14 protein-coding genes are annotated in these 17169 nt (G+C 62.3%); 11 read left to right on the top strand and 3 right to left on the bottom strand.

The genetic code is table 11. From position 1 onward, the window contains the following. Positions 1-4 precede the first annotated feature (4 nt). Complete coding sequence (locus OGV19_RS17350) at positions 5-1303, bottom strand: lipid asymmetry maintenance lipase MlaY (RefSeq protein WP_264309878.1); 1299 nt, start codon at positions 1301-1303, stop codon at positions 5-7. 191 nt (positions 1304-1494) lie between these two features. Between OGV19_RS17350 and OGV19_RS17345 the strand changes: the two genes are divergently transcribed. Next, positions 1495-1863, top strand: a complete 369-nt coding sequence (locus tag OGV19_RS17345; RefSeq protein WP_264309877.1) for a hypothetical protein — start codon at positions 1495-1497, stop codon at positions 1861-1863. A 38-nt stretch (positions 1864-1901) separates the two neighbouring features. Here the strand turns inward: OGV19_RS17345 and OGV19_RS17340 are convergent, their stop codons facing one another. After that, a complete protein-coding gene (locus OGV19_RS17340; protein ID WP_264309876.1) occupies positions 1902-3467 on the bottom strand; it encodes a glycoside hydrolase family 17 protein in 1566 nt (521 codons plus the stop codon). Positions 3468-3663: 196 nt separating this feature from the next. Here OGV19_RS17340 and OGV19_RS17335 point away from each other — a divergent pair, with 196 nt between their 5' ends. The 9 genes from OGV19_RS17335 to OGV19_RS17295 all read left to right on the top strand — a co-directional run bounded on the left by OGV19_RS17335 (position 3664) and on the right by OGV19_RS17295 (position 15950). After that, the gene (locus tag OGV19_RS17335; RefSeq protein ID WP_264309875.1) at positions 3664-4524 is read left to right on the top strand and encodes a glycine betaine ABC transporter substrate-binding protein; all 861 of its coding nucleotides are present in this window, start codon (positions 3664-3666) and stop codon (positions 4522-4524) included. A 251-nt stretch (positions 4525-4775) separates the two neighbouring features. Beyond that, positions 4776-5087, top strand: coding sequence for a DUF485 domain-containing protein (locus OGV19_RS17330; protein ID WP_264309874.1), 312 nt, complete (start codon positions 4776-4778; stop codon positions 5085-5087). Next, entirely contained in the window at positions 5084-6748 is a 1665-nt protein-coding gene (locus tag OGV19_RS17325) for a cation acetate symporter (protein ID WP_264309873.1), read from the top strand. The genes OGV19_RS17330 and OGV19_RS17325 overlap by 4 nt, the downstream gene beginning before the upstream one ends. 194 nt (positions 6749-6942) lie before the next feature. Next, positions 6943-7422, top strand: a complete 480-nt coding sequence (locus OGV19_RS17320; RefSeq protein WP_264309872.1) for a CS1 type fimbrial major subunit — start codon at positions 6943-6945, stop codon at positions 7420-7422. A gap of 149 nt (positions 7423-7571) precedes the next feature. Further along, a complete protein-coding gene (locus OGV19_RS17315; RefSeq protein WP_264309871.1) occupies positions 7572-10025 on the top strand; it encodes a CS1-pili formation C-terminal domain-containing protein in 2454 nt (817 codons plus the stop codon). A gap of 137 nt (positions 10026-10162) precedes the next feature. Beyond that, positions 10163-10900 (top strand): molecular chaperone, encoded by a 738-nt coding sequence (locus tag OGV19_RS17310; protein ID WP_264309870.1) that lies wholly within the window; start codon positions 10163-10165, stop codon positions 10898-10900. Continuing rightward, positions 10897-12084: a hypothetical protein gene (locus OGV19_RS17305; protein ID WP_264309869.1), complete on the top strand. Its 1188-nt coding sequence runs from the start codon at positions 10897-10899 to the stop codon at positions 12082-12084. Before OGV19_RS17310 ends, OGV19_RS17305 begins: the two co-directional genes overlap by 4 nt. Before the next feature lie 26 nt (positions 12085-12110). Then, on the top strand, positions 12111-12737 hold the full coding sequence (locus tag OGV19_RS17300) for a response regulator transcription factor (protein WP_264309868.1): 627 nt from the start codon (positions 12111-12113) through the stop codon (positions 12735-12737). A 12-nt stretch (positions 12738-12749) separates the two neighbouring features. Beyond that, complete coding sequence (locus OGV19_RS17295) at positions 12750-15950, top strand: transporter substrate-binding domain-containing protein (RefSeq protein WP_264309867.1); 3201 nt, start codon at positions 12750-12752, stop codon at positions 15948-15950. Here the strand turns inward: OGV19_RS17295 and OGV19_RS17290 are convergent. Next, a complete protein-coding gene (locus OGV19_RS17290) occupies positions 15933-16085 on the bottom strand; it encodes a DUF3309 family protein (protein WP_003252624.1) in 153 nt (50 codons plus the stop codon). The two genes, OGV19_RS17295 and OGV19_RS17290, sit on opposite strands and share 18 nt — an antisense overlap. A gap of 206 nt (positions 16086-16291) precedes the next feature. Between OGV19_RS17290 and OGV19_RS17285 the strand changes: the two genes are divergently transcribed. Continuing rightward, on the top strand, positions 16292-17101 hold the full coding sequence (locus OGV19_RS17285) for an SDR family oxidoreductase (RefSeq protein WP_264309866.1): 810 nt from the start codon (positions 16292-16294) through the stop codon (positions 17099-17101). Positions 17102-17169: the final 68 nt, after the last annotated feature.

Below are 17169 nucleotides of genomic sequence, written 5' to 3'. Positions count from 1 at the left end.
TTTGTTAACCACGGAAGAACTCCAGCATGGCGTCGCTGTTGACGCGGTAATTGAGGTTGCCGCAATGGCCGCCATGGGGGTAAAGGGTCAGGCGATCGCCGAACACCTTGCGCAAGAAACCGATATCGCCCGGGCCGAGGATGACGTCGTCGGCGTTGTGCATCACGGCGATCTTGGGGCTGTCGCGCAGGTAGTCTTCCAGCGCATACAGGCTGACCTGGTTGACCAGTTGCAGGATGCTGTTGCCATCGGTGCGGGCGCGCCACATGGGGATCACCTGCTCGGTCATGTAGCAGTCGAAGTCGCACTGCAGGGCCCGCTTGAAGAACGGCGTGAGGCTGCTGCCCTCGGTGATCGGAAACTTCGGCGGAATGATCAGGCCACGGCGGTTGATCAGGTCGGAGGTAAAGGCGATGTCAGCGGCCGAGAAGCGGAACGACGTGCCGATCAGCATGGCCATCTGCTCGTTGGACAGGTGCTGGCGCGACTGCTGGAAGTCGTACAGCAGGGCTTCGTTGAGGTCGATATAGCCCTTGTCCTGGAAGTAACGGGTCAGCTTGCTCAGCATCAGTTCGTAGAACGTGGTGCTGCGGTCGATGCCCTTGACCTGGGTCTGCACCAGTTTGTCGAGGTTGTTGATCGAGGTGTACAGGTTGACCGGCGGGTTGAGCAGCAGCACGCGCTTGAAGTTGAAGCTGCGCCGGGTTTCGTCCAGGTGGCTGACAAACGCTGCGTCCAGCGCGCCGAGGCTGTAGCCGGTGAGGTAGAAGTCGCTGATTGGCAGGCGTGGGTGCTGGGCACGCACGGCCTGCATCACCCGGTACATGTCTTCGGCGTCTTCCTGGCTGATGCCCGGTGTGGCGAAGCGCGAGGCCGCACTTATGAAGTCGTAGCTGGTGGGCGAGGACAGTTGCACCACGTGGTAGCCGGCCTGGTAGTACAGCTTTTTCAGGTATTCGTTGATGCTGCTCGAATACGGCGCACCGGTGCCGGCGATTAGAAAGATGAGCGGCGCTTCGCGGTCCTGGCGGGCCAGGCGGTACTTGAGCTTTTTCACTGACCAGAAGTTGTCGGGCAAGGTGAATTCACGTTCGGGGCGCAGGTTGAGGCTGTAGTCGGCCTGGTTGATTTCATCGTCGCTGGGCAAGGTCGGGCGTTGCTCTGGCGGCGTGGTGGCGATGGTTGCCTCGAACGGGTTGGTCAAGGGGTAGCCATAGCTCGCGGCGTCGATGTCCCGCGCCGAAGCGGCCACAGCCATGAGCAGGCCGCCGAGCAGGGCAGCGAGGCGCAAAGATCGAAGCATGTAATCCCCCAAAAGAAACACAAGGTGGTGCAGTGTGCGAGCTAGGACCACGGCTGCATGGGCAAAGTTGCCAGATGCGCTGGCCTTTGCTGTGCTCGTTATCTGCAACATAGCTGCAGGATTGTGATTTTGCCTTAGAACAGGCCTTGGGCGATCATGCACGATTTCGATTACCGCTATTGGAGAACTGGATGTCTCGTTCGCTGCCGGTCATTGCCCTGCTGCTGTTCCTGCCCTTGTGGCTGGCCGCCAGCTATGGCGTGCGTTATGGGCTGATGGAGGATGCGCAGTGGGTGGGGCTGTGCGCGGCGCCTGGGGCGTATTGGCAGTGCCAGGTGAGAGCGCTGCTGGGGCTCGGTATCCACTTTCAGGTGATCGCCTGGGGAGGGCTCGGCCTGGCGCTGTTGGCGCAGGTGGTTGCAGGACGGGTTGGCTGGTGGCTGGCAGGCTTGGCGCTGGTGTTCGCGATACCGGCGTTGGTTTTGTATACCGCAAGCATCGCGGTGTTTGCTGTGGTGCTGGCGGGGTTGCGCCTGGTGCGGCAACCGCAGCGCGGCTGACAGGGGCTGCGATGGGCCGCACAGCGGCCCCAGTGATATCAACCCGTGCGCAGTCTCAAACTCCGCCACAGCGCCGCAGTCATCAACACACTTACCACCGCCCAGCCCCAGGCTTGCTGGTTCTCCAGCCCTTCCAGGTACAGCTGCGGCGCCACCCCCGCCCCCACGATAAACGCCAGCAACCCCACTTCGGCCCGTCGTGCCAGCACCGGCCGCACCAGGTAAACCACCGCCGGCAACGCCAGTGCAGCCGTGGGGAAACTGCGATAACGCGGGTCGAACACCAGCGCCAGCATGCTCACCGCCGCCGCAAAGCCCGCCGCGAGCAACAGCCAGCCCGCACGCACCTCAAGCCAGGCGAACAGCCGCTCACGCCACCCTTCACGGCGTGCCAGCGCCAACGCAGCGTGGGCCAGCACCAACAGGTTGAGCCCCACCAGCAGCCCGGCCCACAGCCATTCGCCGGCGAAGCGTGCATGGCTGCGCATCAGCTCGCCCCACAACCCCAGGCAGCCCGCACCGAACGCCGCCAGCACCGGCAACAGCAGGGCCGCGACGGTAGTCGCGGGGCGCCCGGCCAGCAGTAGCACAACCAGCATCAACGCCGCGCTGGCCAGCAGCCACTGCGGCCAGTAGTGCAGGTTGCTGACCGGCCCTTCGAGCACGCCCTTGTCCTGCCGGTCGGCGTCGTAAAGCCCCCAATAGCCGCCCACGGCGCCTTCACTGGTGCGTTTCCAAGGCTGGTCGAATGCCTCGATCAGGTTGTACTGCCAGCCATTGTGTTCGGCCAGGCTGACGAAGCCGCGGATGAAGCGCGCTTCGTTGGCGCGGCTGGGCACGGCGGTTTCCCGCTGACGGCCTTCGCTGGGCCAGCCGGTCTCGCCGATCAAAATGCCCTTGGGCGCAAAGCGCGTACCGAATACGCGGCGCACGTCGGCGACGTGGGCCAGGGCATCGTCAATGCCGCGCGGGTCGTCTTCCCAGTAAGGCAGCAGGTGAATGGTCAGGAAGTCGACCTCCGGGGCCACCTGTGGATGCTGCAGCCAGAACTCCCAGACGTCGGCATACGTGACCGGTACCGTGACCTGGCGTTTGACCTTGGCGATCAACCCGGCCAGGCGCGTGCCGGTGACCTCCTTGCGCAGCAGCGCCTCGTTGCCGACGATCACCGCGCTGACCACATCGGGGTAGGCGTTGGCGGCGGCGATCAGCAAGTCCACTTCCTTTTCGGTGTCCACCGGGTTGGCGTTGACCCAGGCGCCGAGCATCACCTTCAGGCCATGCTTGCGTGCCAGCAGCGGGATCGCCTCAAGCCCGCTCATCGAGTAGGTGCGAATGCACTGAAAGCGTTCAGCCAGCAAGGCCAGGTCGGCGTCCATGCGCGCCGGGCGCAGGCGCAACGGTTGGTCGAAGGGCGACTGATCCTTGTCGAACGGTGTGTACGAAGCACACTGCAGTTTATGCGTGGGGCTGGCCGCATCGGGCAGGTGTACCGGCTTGCCAAGCCCGTACCAGAGCGCCCCCAGCCCAATCAGGGCAAGCAGGCAGGCTAACAGGTACAGGGGGCGGTGCAGGCGGGCAGGGCTGGGCATCGGGCGGTCCATCGTCAGGCGCAAAAGGGTAGATAGTAGCCCGGCGCCAATCCTTTGGCATGCAAGGATCGCGCAGACTGGCGTGAGCCGATGACGCTAATGGCACAGTGCTGTCGCACATGAGTGGTTACAGGTCGTACACGGAGCAGGTCGCTGTTTGTTGCAGGAAGATGATGCAATCTCCGAGACCTGACGAGGGGATGCTTTGATGGCGACTTTGAAGAAAGTGCGACGTTTCCTGGGTGTGGGCACCGCCCTGGTAATGGCCATGAGCGCTGCACAGGCAATGGCCAAAGAAGTAAGCATTGGTTACGTGGATGGTTGGTCCGACAGCGTGGCGACCACTAACGTGGCCGCCGAAGTGATCAAGCAGAAACTCGGCTACGACGTGAAGCTGCAAGCCGTGGCCACGGGCATCATGTGGCAGGGCGTGGCGACCGGCAAGCTCGATGCGATGTTGTCGGCCTGGCTGCCGGTAACCCACGGCGAGTACTGGACCAAGAACAAGGACAACGTGGTTGATTACGGTGCCAACTTCAAGGATGCCAAGATCGGCCTGATCGTGCCTGAGTACGTGAAGGCTGCGAGTATCGCCGACCTCAAGACCGACACCAGCTTCAAGCAGAAGATCGTTGGCATCGATGCCGGCTCAGGGGTCATGCTCAAGACCGATCAGGCCATCAAGGACTACGACCTGACGGGTTACAAGCTGCAGGCCAGTTCCGGCGCCGCGATGACGGCCGAGCTGGGCCGTGCCTATGCCAAGCAGCAGTCGATTGCTGTGACCGGTTGGGTACCGCACTGGATGTTCGCCAAGTGGAAGCTGAAGTTCCTCGAAGACCCGAAAGGTGTGTATGGCGCGGCTGAAACCGTCAACAGCATCGGCAGCAAAGAGTTGGCGACCAAGGCGCCGGAAGTGGCGGAATTCCTCAAGAAGTTCAGCTGGCAGTCCAAGGACGAGATTGGCGAGGTGATGCTGGCGATTCAGGAAGGTGCCAAGCCTGAAGCAGCGGCCAAGGATTGGGTGGCCAAGCATCCGGACCGGGTCAAAGAGTGGACCGGTAAGTAACTGATTTAGTGTTTCCAAAGCGGGGCCGCTTGGCGGCCCTCTCGCGACACAAGGCCGCTCCTACAGGCGTTACGCAATTCCCTGTAGGAGCGGCCTTGTGTCGCGAGAGGGCTGCACAGCAGCCCCGCTTTGTTACTTAATCGGTAAAACACTGTTGCATCTAAGACTAAGGTCGTCTGGTTGGCGTCCAGCGGCAGCATAAAGTGAGGGTGTGGGTTTCATCCCCTATCTGTGCTGCTAGGACAAAAACAATGAACGACAGCATTTACCTCTCGATACAAAACAGCCCGCGCTTCAAGGAGCTGGTTACCAAACGCGAACGGTTCGCCTGGATTCTCTCGGCGATCATGCTCGGCCTGTACTGCGCCTTCATTCTCCTGATCGCCTACGGTCCTCATCTGCTGGGCACCAAGCTCAGCCCTGAGTCGTCGATTACCTGGGGCATTCCCCTGGGCGTCGGCCTGATCGTTTCGGCATTCGTCCTGACCGCCATCTACGTGCGCCGCGCCAACGGCGAGTTCGATGAGCTGAACAAGGCCATCCTCAAGGAGGCGCAACAATGATTCGCCACGCCAAAGCCCTGGCCGTACTGGCCTGCGGCGTTTTCGCACCCGCCGTGTGGGCCGCCGATGCCCTGACCGGCGAGGTGCAGAAACAGCCGCTTAACGTGTCTGCGATCGCCATGTTCGTGGCCTTCGTCGCCTTCACCCTCGGCATCACCTACTGGGCCTCCAAACGCAACAAGTCGGCGGCGGACTACTACGCTGCCGGGGGCAAGATCACAGGCTTCCAGAACGGCCTGGCGATTGCCGGTGACTACATGTCGGCTGCCTCGTTCCTGGGTATTTCCGCTCTGGTGTTCACCTCGGGCTACGACGGCCTGATCTACTCGATCGGTTTTCTGGTCGGCTGGCCGATCATCCTCTTCCTGATCGCCGAACGCCTGCGCAACCTGGGCAAATACACCTTCGCCGACGTGGCTTCGTACCGCCTCGGGCAGAAGGAAATCCGCACCCTGTCGGCGTCCGGCTCGCTGGTCGTGGTGGCGTTCTACTTGATCGCGCAGATGGTCGGCGCTGGCAAGCTGATCGAGCTGCTGTTCGGTCTCGACTACCACGTGGCGGTGATCCTGGTTGGCATCCTGATGTGCCTGTACGTCCTGTTTGGCGGCATGCTCGCCACCACCTGGGTACAGATCATCAAGGCCGTGCTGCTGCTGTCCGGTGCCAGCTTCATGGCGCTGATGGTGATGAAGCACGTCAACTTCGACTTCAACACCCTGTTCTCCGAGGCGATCAAGGTGCACGCCAAAGGCGAGGCGATCATGAGCCCGGGCGGCCTGGTCAAGGACCCGATCTCGGCCTTCTCGCTGGGCCTTGCGCTGATGTTCGGTACCGCTGGCCTGCCGCACATCCTGATGCGCTTCTTCACCGTCAGCGACGCCAAGGAAGCGCGCAAGAGCGTGCTCTACGCCACAGGCTTCATCGGTTACTTCTACATCCTGACCTTCATCATCGGCTTCGGCGCGATCCTGCTGGTCAGCACCAACCCGGAGTTCAAGGACGCCGCAGGCGCCCTGCTGGGCGGCAACAACATGGCGGCGGTGCACCTGGCCAATGCCGTGGGTGGCAGCGTGTTCCTCGGCTTCATCTCGGCGGTGGCCTTCGCCACCATCCTGGCGGTGGTTGCTGGCCTGACCCTGGCCGGTGCCTCGGCGGTGTCCCATGACCTGTATGCCAGTGTATGGCGCAAGGGCAAGGCCAACGACAAGGACGAGATCCGCGTGTCGAAGATCACCACCATCGCCCTGGGCGTGCTGGCGATCGGCCTGGGGATTCTGTTCGAGAAGCAGAACATCGCCTTCATGGTCGGCTTGGCATTCTCGATTGCTGCCAGCTGCAACTTCCCGGTACTGCTGCTTTCGATGTACTGGAAGAAACTGACCACCCGCGGCGCCATGATCGGTGGCTGGCTGGGCCTGGTGAGTGCAGTGGGCCTGATGATCCTTGGCCCGACCATCTGGGTGCAGATCCTCGGTCACGAGAAGGCGATCTACCCGTACGAGTACCCGGCGCTGTTCTCGATGCTGATTGCCTTCGTCGGTATCTGGTTCTTCTCGGTCACCGACAAGTCCAAGGCGGCTGAGAATGAACGTGCGCTGTTCTTCCCGCAGTTTGTGCGTTCGCAGACTGGCTTGGGGGCGAGTGGGGCGGTTTCTCACTAACGTTTGAGCAGTTGAGCACAACGCCCCGCCTGTCGGGGCGTTGTCATGTCTGGGTGACTGCACTTTCACGCCGCTGGGAAATTTCCCAAGCCCGCTCGGAACGGTCCTGGTCATTTCGACGGATCGACGCTGAATAATCTCCTTGCTCGCCGGGAAACCCCAGCAGGCATTAGCCTTTCAAGGAGATCAGATTCGTGAAACGTTCGTTACTTGCCCTTCCTCTGGCCATGGTATTTACCGGTGCTGCCTTTGCCATCGACCCGATCGAGAAACAGGTGCTGGTTACCGCTGTTGTGCCAACGGCGGCGTTCTATGTCGAGCCCATTGGCAGCGATTGGATGAATGATCCGCAAGAGCTGCCTTGGAACCCGACGAAATCCAGCTTTGGCGAGATCCGCCATCAGTTGCAAGCCAAAAGCACCGTTGGGCCGATTACAGGCTACCTGCTGAATGCACCCGTCATCACCAGCGGCCTGGATGCCATCGACCTGAACGTCAAAGTCGGCAAGACCGACCTGCAAACCACGCCGAATGAAATCCTGACTGCCGCCCAGGCCCTGCCCGGTGCGGTCATGGACTTCGTGATTACCGCCAAGACGCCTGCTACCGGGGGCTACATCCCCGGCAACTACCAAGGCTTGGTCAGCATGATGTTCGAAACCGCCGCACCCTGATCTACCCGCCAAAGCACGCCTTTTCATCCCATGTGTCCAACCCTGCCCGCAAGCCTGTCCTTGGGCGGGGGAGGGCATTGCTTGCAGGCAGGGTCATGAGCAAATTCTCCCCTTTTTTTTCAACAGGCGGCGCGTTGCTGGCCGCCCTCATGAGCGCGTACTCCATCAGCGCCGCAGGCGATGCATTACCCGCAGCGCTCGGCACACTGGCCCAGGCCCAGGGGCTGCCTCGCGAGTTTGAAGCACACTTTTTCGACGTGCCCCTGGCCGTGCGCGTCGAGCTCGACGGCCGTTTTCTGGGCGATGCCATGGTGGTGCTGAGTCGGGATGAGCGTGTGCAGTTGCTGGAGTTCACAGATATTCAAGACAGTCGTGAGCCCGTCGCCGTACGTCGGCGCTGGCAGGCACGCCTGGCAGAAGGCCGACCGCTTGGCGACTGCCAGGCCGACTGCGCAGAGGGCTTGCGCGCGATTCACTACAGCCTGGTCAATTCGCAACTCTCCGTGCTGACCTCCGATGCCGAACAAAAGGGGGCGGCGAGCCTCTATCACGGCCTGCCGGAACACGGCAGCTACGGCCTACTCCTGCGAAATCAGCTCAATCTGGTCAGCAATGGCAGTGAAACCAGCGGGCGCTATGCCGTGCAGGGGCAGGGTAGCCTGGGCAATTGGACAACCTTGGCTGATGCCCAGCTCGATCGTGGCAGCGATCAACGCGAGGGTACCCGCTACCGTCTGGATCAGCTCTATGCCGAGCGGCTGGTCGACGAGCATTTTTATCGCTTGGGCTACTTTACGCCGAGCGCCCAAGGCCTTACCCGGCAACCACGCCTGCTTGGCAATAGCCCCGATACCACCCTGGGGCTCATGTTCGGCAGCAGTGACAGTTTGCTGGTGGACAGCGGCCAGGCAAGTTCCACGCCGGTTTACGTCACGCCCAATCGTCAGGGCATCGCCGAGATTTACCGCAATGGCGTGCTGATCAATAGCCAGCCGGTTCAGCCAGGCTTGCAGACCCTCGACACCCGTGTGCTGCCTGGCGGCATCTATCAGGTCGAAGTGCGCCTGATAGAAGACGGCCAGGAAACGTCGCGAAGCGAAGCATTCATCTACAAGCCCTCGAATTGGGGCAACAGCCAGAGCCGCTGGCGATACAACCTTTTCCTTGGCCAGCAGACCAGTGCCTTGAGCAACTGGGACGACGAGCACGATGACAGCCTTAGCGGCGGCGTCATGTTCAATTACCTGGTGCACCCGCGTGCGGTGGTCGGCGTGTCGGCCCAGCAAGTCGATGAGGCGATGCAGTACGCCACGTCACTGGACTGGGATGTACGCGACCGCCTGAAACTGTACGCCAACCTCAACCAGACCCAGGGCCTGGGCAATGGCTACGACTTGCAGGGTATCTTCAACCATGACGCAGGTTCGATGGTGTTCAGCCATAGCCGTGCCTGGACGTTCCCCAGCCACAGCGTGCGCGGCCCGCTGGCGCGCCAGGAGGAAATCAGCCAGACGTCACTGTCGCTCAGCCACCGTGTGACCTCGCGTAGCACTGCCACCTTGCGTCTGTCGCACAGCACGGGTGCGGCCAGCGGCTTGGGTGTCGACCTTGGTTGGACGCAGTTCGGCAAGCTGGCAGGTTCGGATGCCAACTGGCGCTTTTCGCTTTTCGACCGCCCCGGCACCGCCAGCACCGGCGAGGCCCGCAATCGCGGCGTCAACCTGAGCGTGAGCATGAGCCTGGGTAGCCCAGGCCGGCGTTTGGCCGCCACCTTGGGCAGCCGCACCTCGCGCGATGGCGGGCGCGATCAGAATGTCTCGGTCGCCTATCAGCAGGATGTGGATTACGGCGCGCTGCGCACCCTGGGGGCCACAGCCAGTGTTGACCGCTATGGCACAGGCATTGGTGCAAATGCGCAGTTCGAAAGCCGCCAGCTCAATGGTGATGCTTATGGCCAGACCTCCTCCTACAACGGTGAGCTCAGTGCCGGCCTCAACCTGCAGAGCGTGGTCGCATTGGGCGCCGGCAAACTGGCAGCCAGCGGGCAGTTTCTTGCCCACGAAGCGGGGCTGATCGTCGATGTGGAATCCGATATCGACGGGCTGGAATTACGCGCTGACGACTTCCAGGGCATGAGCGCAGGCTTGCGCCCCGGGCGCAACGTGCTGCCCGTCATGCCCTACCGGCCGGGCCATGTGCAGGTGGACTTTCGCGACAGCCATGCACCATCGGCCGTGATCCAGCCCAACGGTTTCGAGTACCACCTCAACCGCGGCGGCATTGAATACCGCCAGTTGCGGGTGATGCGCACGGTCACGGTGCTCGGGCGCCTGCTCGATAACGACGGCGCGGGCATCAGCGGTGCACAGGTGATCAACCACGCCAGCCGCAGTGTGACCGAAGCCGACGGTTACTTCACCGTGGAGATGAGCGAGTCCACACCAGTGCTCGAAGTACGCCTGGCTGGCCAGGCCGTTTGCCTGCTGAGCCTGCAGCCTGAGCGGCTGACCCGGGAAAGCGATGTCCTGTTGGCCGGTGACCAGCGCTGTCGCTCCGAGAGCTTGGCCGGCGCTGGTACCTCCCGGCAGGGCAGTGGCTCATGAGGGCAATTTGTCGGGAAAACGCTGTAGGAAATTTCTGCATTAGCACTGGGAAGCGTACTGAAGTTTCTGGACCCGGTTTTTGTGTGCTTTCAACGGCTAATACTGTTTGGCTATCTCGCGAAGAACAAGGAGTCAGGATGATCAGATGTCTCTGTTGCACAGTAGTGATGGCATTGCTGTTGCCGCTGCAACTACAGGCTGCGCCCGAGCTGAATATCGGCGGCCTGTACGATTACATCGACGCGGGCAAGAGCACGTTGCTCAAGCGTGTGCGCAATGGTGGCGACACCACCGCTTTCGTCAAGGTCAGCGCCGCAGAGCTGGTGTATGACGAAGAGGGCACGGCACGTGAAATCAGCCTGGAATCGCTGCCGCTGGAACAGCGCGGCCTGGTGGTAAGCCCTGCACGGCTTATCGTGCCGGCGCGCGGGTTGCAGTCGGTGCGGTTGTTGTACCGTGGGGCGCGCGACCGCGAGCGGTATTTCCGCGTGCGTTTTATTCCAGTACTGCCGGAGGTCAATGACGGCTTCGCAGTAGATGAGGCCGAGGTAGACGCTTACCGCAATAGCCTGAAGGCCGGGGTCAACTTGCTGGCCGGCTATGGCTCGTTACTGTTCGTGCGGCCGGCTGATACTCGCTTTGCGACCAGTGCCCAAGCTGAGGGGGGCAAGTTGACCGTGGTTAACAAAGGCAACAGCACCTTGGTGCTCGATCATTTTCGTGTATGTCAGGCGGGGAATGGACAGTGCGAGCAGGCCACCAAGCACCACTTGCTGCCGGGGCGCACCCGGCAGTTCGAGGCGGAACAGGGTCGGGTCTTCCACTTCGAGCTGCAGGAAGGTGAGCGGCGCCAGCAGATGACGGTGCAAGGATGAGCAGGGCCGCAGGTTTACGTGCTCGACGGCTATGGCTGGCGGCTGTGCTCGTCCTCGCCGCGCCGGTGCAGGCACTGGAGGTTACGCTCAGTGCGCAGTATCGCGGTGAGAGCTCGGCGCAGTTTGAACACACTACGCCACCAGCTTCCGCGTGTGCGATTTTACCTACCATGTGCAGGAACAAGTTATCGGTCACGCTGCCTGTCACTTACACCAAACTCACCCAGGTCACGACTGTACCGCGTGAGAACTTCTATGTCAGAACGCCAGCGCCTAAGCAGGTGGACATCTACCACGATCAGTCTGGCGAAACACATCAAGTTCAGCTCAACTTTCCGACCATTTCGCAACGGGTCGCGAGCCCCCGCAGGGACCGTAATCCTGCTGCTACTCCGTACAGAGCAGGGGGCGACTGCCAAGTTCAGAATGGAGCGTGGATCTCCCAAACTGAATTTCTCACGCGGTGGAATATGCCGCGTGCTCCGGGGGAATGCTGGACTCGAGCTCAGTGGAGTGGTGAGGGCCAGCGAGAAACAGTTACCACGTCGGAACTCAGTGTTGTTTATACCCTCGGCCTGCCACCCCCTTATAGGCTCAAGCCTGGCATCTACCGCGGCAGTGTCACCTACACCCTAGGCGCCGGGGGCGATTTCGACTTCGGCAATGACGTGACTGCGCTGAACAGTAACGACATCACCGTCAATATCGTCATCGACGTGCAGCACAGTTTTCGGCTGGAATTCCCCCTCGGTTTCGACCACGCGGTGCTGGAGCCGCCAGGTGGCTGGGCCGCCTGGCTCGATGGTGGGCGAGTGCCGCCGCGGCTGTTCAACGACCTGTCGATGCGGCTGTGGTCGACAGGCCCGTTCAAAGTCTACAAACAGTGTGAATTCGATGTCGGCGATGGCTGCGGTATTCGCAACCGCCGTGGTGAGGAGGTTGCCCTGAAGGTGGCGATTACTATGCCGTATGGCGTCCTCTATCAAGGCTGGCAGTCGGTCACCAAAAAACCGCTGCCAACTGGGCGCGCTGCTGCATTGGGGCTCGAGGCATTTTTGCCGACAGCCAACGGCCCCAGCCAACTGCATTTTGAAGTGGCCCAGGCTGATCTGCGGCCCATGCTGGACCGCGCTGGCGAAAAGTACAGCGGCAAGGTCACTGTGATTTTCGATGCAGAAATCTAGGGCGCACTTGCCAGTAAGGAGGGGGCATGTACAAAGCAGTCGTGGTTGACGACCATCCCTTCATCCGCGCCACGGTCTGCATGCTGCTGCGTCAGGACCGCGTGGAGGTACTCGGCCAGGCCGACAATGGCATTGATGCGCTGCGCCTGGCGCGTGAGCAGGCGCCCGACCTGATCATTCTCGATATCGCCATGCCAGACCTCGACGGCCTGCAAGTGATCGCCCGGCTCAAAGCCTTGCAGCACCCAGGCAAGATCATCGTGTTGACTTCGTTGCTGCCAGAGGCCTATTCGCTGCGTTGCCTGCAGGCGGGCGCTGCGGGTTATGTGTCGAAAACCGATGACCTTGGCGAACTGAGCAAGGCCGTGCGGGCAGTGCTCTCGGGTTATACCTACTTCCCCGAGGTGGCGCTCAGTTCGGTCAATTGCCAGGACCTGCGCACCAGCGAGGCGCAATGCATCGCCAGCCTCACCGACCGCGAACTGATGGTGCTGCAGTATCTGGCCCGTGGCCTGAGCAACAAAGTGATCGGCGAGGCTATGCTGCTGAGCAACAAGACCATCAGCACCTACAAGACCCGCCTGCTGGAAAAGCTCAGGCTCAGTTCGTTGATTGACCTGGCGGACTTCGCCCGTCGCAATCAACTCATCTAACCCAGTTTTCGCGTGCCGCTGCGTGCCTTACTGTTGGCGTTGGCCTGTGCTCTGCTGGGGTTCCCCTGTGCTCTGCTGGCGTTGCCCGTACAGCCCGCCCCGCAGTTGCATGCTCGGGCAACCCTGGACGGGCCCCGCCATGAACCCGACGATGCTGGCATACGCTGGTTGTGGCAGCGCAGGCAGTTGCGCCTGGGCGTATTGGCGCGGGACAACCCGCCGTTCGATATCCTCGGTACGGGCAATGCCTACGAAGGCATAACCGCCGATTATGCCGGGCTGCTGGGCGAACAGTTGAACCTGGACGTTCGCGTTCAAGTCTACGCGTCCTTCACCGAGGCGGCCGCAGCGCTGCGTGACGGCACGCTCGACCTGCTGGGGTCGGTGACCGCCCAGCAGGCCCAGAAAGCCGGCCTGCTGCTCTCGCAGCCCTACGCCCAGGACTGGCCCATGCTATTGGGCCAGGAAGCGCTGAGCAGCGAGCAGGTCGACAGTGCGCAGGGCTTCGACCTGGTGATGGTCGAGGGTTACCGCAACGCGCGACAGGTTCGCCAAACATACCCCCAGGCGCGTGTGCAACTGCACCCCTCGCCATTCAGCGCCCTGGCCACCCTCGCGCTGGGCCAGGCCGACCTGTATCTGGGCAATGGCCTGGTTGCACGCTACGTGCTGGGCCGCAGCCAGCTGGGTGGCGTCGAGGAGGTTGGCCACGCGGGCTTACCCCAGCAGGGCATCGGCTTTGCCATGTTCGATGGCGACACGCCGCTACCGCGCCTGGTGGATGCCGCCCTGGCCGGCCTGAGCGCGCGTCAGCACCTGGGTATCGAGCAACGCTGGAGCCCGGTTGCTGGCGCGGCGCACAAGCCCGAGCCCCTGCAGTTGACTGATGCTCAGCAGCGCTGGCTGCACGCCAACCCGGTCATCCGGGTAGGGGTGGATGAGCATTTGCTGCCCTTGAGTTTTACCGATGGCAAGGGGCAACTGCGAGGCCTGAGCCTTGATGTGCTGCAACTGATCAGCCGGCGTACCGGCCTGCAGTTTGAGGTGCAGGCCGGTGGCAAGCTGCAGCGCATGCTTGAACAACTGCAACAGGGGCAGGTCCAGTTGATTGCCGGGGTGCCGCGTAGTGCGGCACTGGAACGCCAGGTGAGCTTCAGCCGGGCCTACCTCAGTGCCTCGCGGGTGCTGGTGACGCGTGACAGCGCTGAGGCACCGACTCGCCTCGCGCAGTTGGCCGGCCAATCGCTTGCAGTGATTTGGGGCAGCGCGGTGCAGGAAGAACTCACCCGGCATCACTCGCAGGTCGTGCCGCTGATAGTGCCCGGCCCGGTCCAAGCGCTGCATGCAGTGGCTCGCGGTCAGGCGGCTGCTGCCGTGCTGACATTCGATGATGCCCGGCCACTGATCGCCCGCTGGTATCCAGGGCGCCTGAAAATCAGCGCCAGCCTGCCCTTGCCACCTGCTCATTTTGCCCTGGCCAGCACGCACGGGGCGGTGGAGCTGCAGGGGATTCTCGACACAGCATTGCTCAGCCTCTCGCCGCGCGAAACCGACCTGCTGGTACGCCGCTGGCGCAACCCGATGATCGTCGCTGATGGCGCCTGGCCACGTTATCGGGCAAGCATTCTGCTCGGCTTTGGCACGGCCTTTTCATTACTGGGCCTGGCCCTGTTGTGGATCCGCTACCAGCGCCGCCTGCACGTGCAACTGCAGCAGGCCAAGCGCGAGGCCGAGGCGGCGAACCAGGCCAAGACCCAGTTCCTTACCACCATGAGCCATGAAATCCGCACACCGCTGCATGCCGTGCAGGGCATGCTTGAACTGGCCCGGCGCAAGGCCGAGCAGGGCGTGCTCGACCATCTGGCTCTGGAAGTAGCCGATGACGCGGCGCGCGGCCTGCTGGAACTGATCGGTGACATCCTTGACATCACCCGCATCGAGTCGGGGCACCTGCACATGGCCCCGCAACGGGTGTGCCTGCGCGAGCAGGTTGTGCGGGTGCTGCAGTTGTTTGAACAGCAGGCACGCGGCAAGGGCCTGGAGCTGCGCTTGCACACCCTGGGTGAGGTGGACGCCCAGGTCATGCTGGACCCTTTGCGCTTCAAGCAGGTGCTGGCCAACCTGCTGAGCAATGCCATCAAGTTTACCGAACAGGGCGGGGTGACCGTCACGCTGTCGGCAACCCCCGCCGATGGCTACCTGGCGATGGCGCTGAAGGTGAGCGATACCGGTGTCGGTATCGACCCAGGCGAGCTGTCGCAGTTGGGCCAACCGTATCGCCAGGCCAGCAACCAGCAGCACTCACCGCGTTGTAGCACTGGCCTGGGCCTGGGCATCAGCCGCAGCTTGTGCGAAATGATGGGCGGCAGCCTGCGCCTGCATAGCGTGCTGGGGCAGGGCACCGAAGTGGATGTGCGCCTGAGCGTGCCGCAGTTGAGTGCCGCGCACGCTATACCTGCCTGCGCTGGCGATGATGCCCGGTACTCGGTGATGCCGCTGCGCCTGCTGGTGGTCGATGATTACCCCGCCAATCGCCTGCTGCTGGCCCAGCAGCTGGATTATCTCGGGCACCAGGTGCGGGTCACCGAAGACGGTGCCCAGGCCTTGCGCTTATGGCTGGCCGAACACTTCGATGGGGTGATCAGCGACTGCAACATGCCCCGGCTCAATGGTTACGCCCTGGCCCGCGCTATCAGGGAGCACGAACGGCGCAGCGGCAGGCCACGCTGCCAGCTGATCGGCCTGACGGCCAGTGCCACCGAAGTGGAGCGCCAGCGCTGCCGCGCGGCGGGCATGGATGATTGCCTGTTCAAGCCCCTGGGGTTGGACAGCCTGGTTCAGGCATTGGCCCGTGCTCGGCCGGCGATGCTCGACCTCGTGCATATGCGACGGCTGGTGGCCAACGATGAACCGGCGTTACGCGCGTTGCTGGCCGACCTGCGTACCAGCACGCTGCAGGACCTGCAGCAGCTTGAGCAGTCAATGGCAAACCCAGCGGCTTTGGCCATGCTGGCGCATCGTATCAAAGGCGGCGCGCGCATTGCCCGGGCTAAGCGTGTGGTGGAGCTGTGCGAGCGGTTAGAGCGCAGCTGTAACGAAAAACCGCTCGCACGGGAGGGTGTGAAGAACGATGTGAAGGCATTGTGCGAAGCCATGGTGCAGCTGGAGCGGCAATTGGCTTTGTATGCCCTGCAGTCAAATCATGCCAAGTAACAACAACACCAGCAGAATCACCAACACCACGCCGATAATGCCGGAAGGGCCATAGCCCCAACTGCGCGAGTGTGGGAAGACGGGTAAGCCACCGATCAGCAGCAGGATCAGGATGATGATGAGGATCGTGGTCATGGCGGAGTCCTTGCGTGGTTAGGGGTCAAGGGCCTCGGACTGCTGGCCTCTTGTTAAATCGGACCAATGCGCTTGGCTAAAGATTCCATTTGCTCGGTACTGACCGCTTGGTCATGCCCATTCATTCACTGCCCTGATGAACCCTCCCTCACGGCAACGCCTTGATTAGACTCGCCTGACAACCCATCAGAACAAGGCCTGCCACCATGCAAAACCGCATCATGATTACCGGCGCCGGGTCCGGCCTGGGCCGCGAAATGGCCCTGCGTTGGGCACGCGAAGGCTGGCGCCTGGCGTTGGCCGACGTCAATGAGGCAGGCCTGCGCGAGACGCTGGAAATGGCCCGTGAGGTTGGTGGCGAAGGGTTTGCCCAGCGCTGCGATGTGCGCGACTACAGCCAGCTTACCGCCCTGGCCCAGGCGTGCGAGGAGCGGTTCGGCGGCATCGATGTGGTCGTCAACAACGCTGGCGTCGCCTCAGGCGGTTTCTTCGCCGAACTGTCGCTTGAAGACTGGGACTGGCAGATCGCGGTCAACCTGATGGGGGTGGTCAAGGGCTGCAAGGCTTTCCTGCCGTTGCTGGAGCGTAGCAAGGGGCGAATCATCAACATTGCCTCGATGGCCGCCCTGATGCAGGGCCCAGGCATGAGCAATTACAACGTGGCCAAGGCCGGTGTGCTGGCCCTGTCGGAAAGCCTGCTGGTCGAGTTGCGCCAGGTGCAGGTGGCGGTGCATGTGGTGTGCCCGTCGTTCTTCCAGACCAACCTGCTGGATTCGTTCCGAGGGCCGAACCCGGCCATGAAGGCCCAGGTGGGCAAGCTGCTGGAAGGCTCGCCGATCAGCGCGGTCGATATCGCCGAGTATATCCACCGGCAAGTGGCGGCTGGCGAGTTCCTGATTTTGCCGCACGAGGCCGGGCGCCAGGCCTGGCAGCTCAAGCGCGAGGCGCCCGCGCGGCTGTATGACGAGATGGCCGAAATGGCGGTGAAAATGCGTGCCAAGGCCCCTGCGCGATGATCGGTCTGTAGGGGGAATTACCTATGAATGTAGGGTGCTTCTGAATTGCCGTGGAGCTATTGAGTAGC

The organism is Pseudomonas putida, assembly GCF_025905425.1.
Classification (GTDB): domain Bacteria; phylum Pseudomonadota; class Gammaproteobacteria; order Pseudomonadales; family Pseudomonadaceae; genus Aquipseudomonas; species Aquipseudomonas putida_AF.
This window is presented reverse-complemented; position numbering and strand designations above follow the sequence as displayed.

Coding starts and splice junctions, on each gene's coding strand:
- OGV19_RS17330 (WP_264309874.1), top strand. CDS start 4,776: ATGAACGACAGCATTTACCTCTCGATACAAAACAGCCCGCGCTTCAAG.
- OGV19_RS17290 (WP_003252624.1), bottom strand. CDS start 16,085: ATGACCACGATCCTCATCATCATCCTGATCCTGCTGCTGATCGGTGGC.
- OGV19_RS17350 (WP_264309878.1), bottom strand. CDS start 1,303: ATGCTTCGATCTTTGCGCCTCGCTGCCCTGCTCGGCGGCCTGCTCATG.
- OGV19_RS17285 (WP_264309866.1), top strand. CDS start 16,292: ATGCAAAACCGCATCATGATTACCGGCGCCGGGTCCGGCCTGGGCCGC.
- OGV19_RS17300 (WP_264309868.1), top strand. CDS start 12,111: ATGTACAAAGCAGTCGTGGTTGACGACCATCCCTTCATCCGCGCCACG.
- OGV19_RS17325 (WP_264309873.1), top strand. CDS start 5,084: ATGATTCGCCACGCCAAAGCCCTGGCCGTACTGGCCTGCGGCGTTTTC.
- OGV19_RS17340 (WP_264309876.1), bottom strand. CDS start 3,467: ATGGACCGCCCGATGCCCAGCCCTGCCCGCCTGCACCGCCCCCTGTAC.
- OGV19_RS17315 (WP_264309871.1), top strand. CDS start 7,572: ATGAGCGCGTACTCCATCAGCGCCGCAGGCGATGCATTACCCGCAGCG.
- OGV19_RS17345 (WP_264309877.1), top strand. CDS start 1,495: ATGTCTCGTTCGCTGCCGGTCATTGCCCTGCTGCTGTTCCTGCCCTTG.
- OGV19_RS17310 (WP_264309870.1), top strand. CDS start 10,163: ATGATCAGATGTCTCTGTTGCACAGTAGTGATGGCATTGCTGTTGCCG.
- OGV19_RS17335 (WP_264309875.1), top strand. CDS start 3,664: ATGGCGACTTTGAAGAAAGTGCGACGTTTCCTGGGTGTGGGCACCGCC.
- OGV19_RS17305 (WP_264309869.1), top strand. CDS start 10,897: ATGAGCAGGGCCGCAGGTTTACGTGCTCGACGGCTATGGCTGGCGGCT.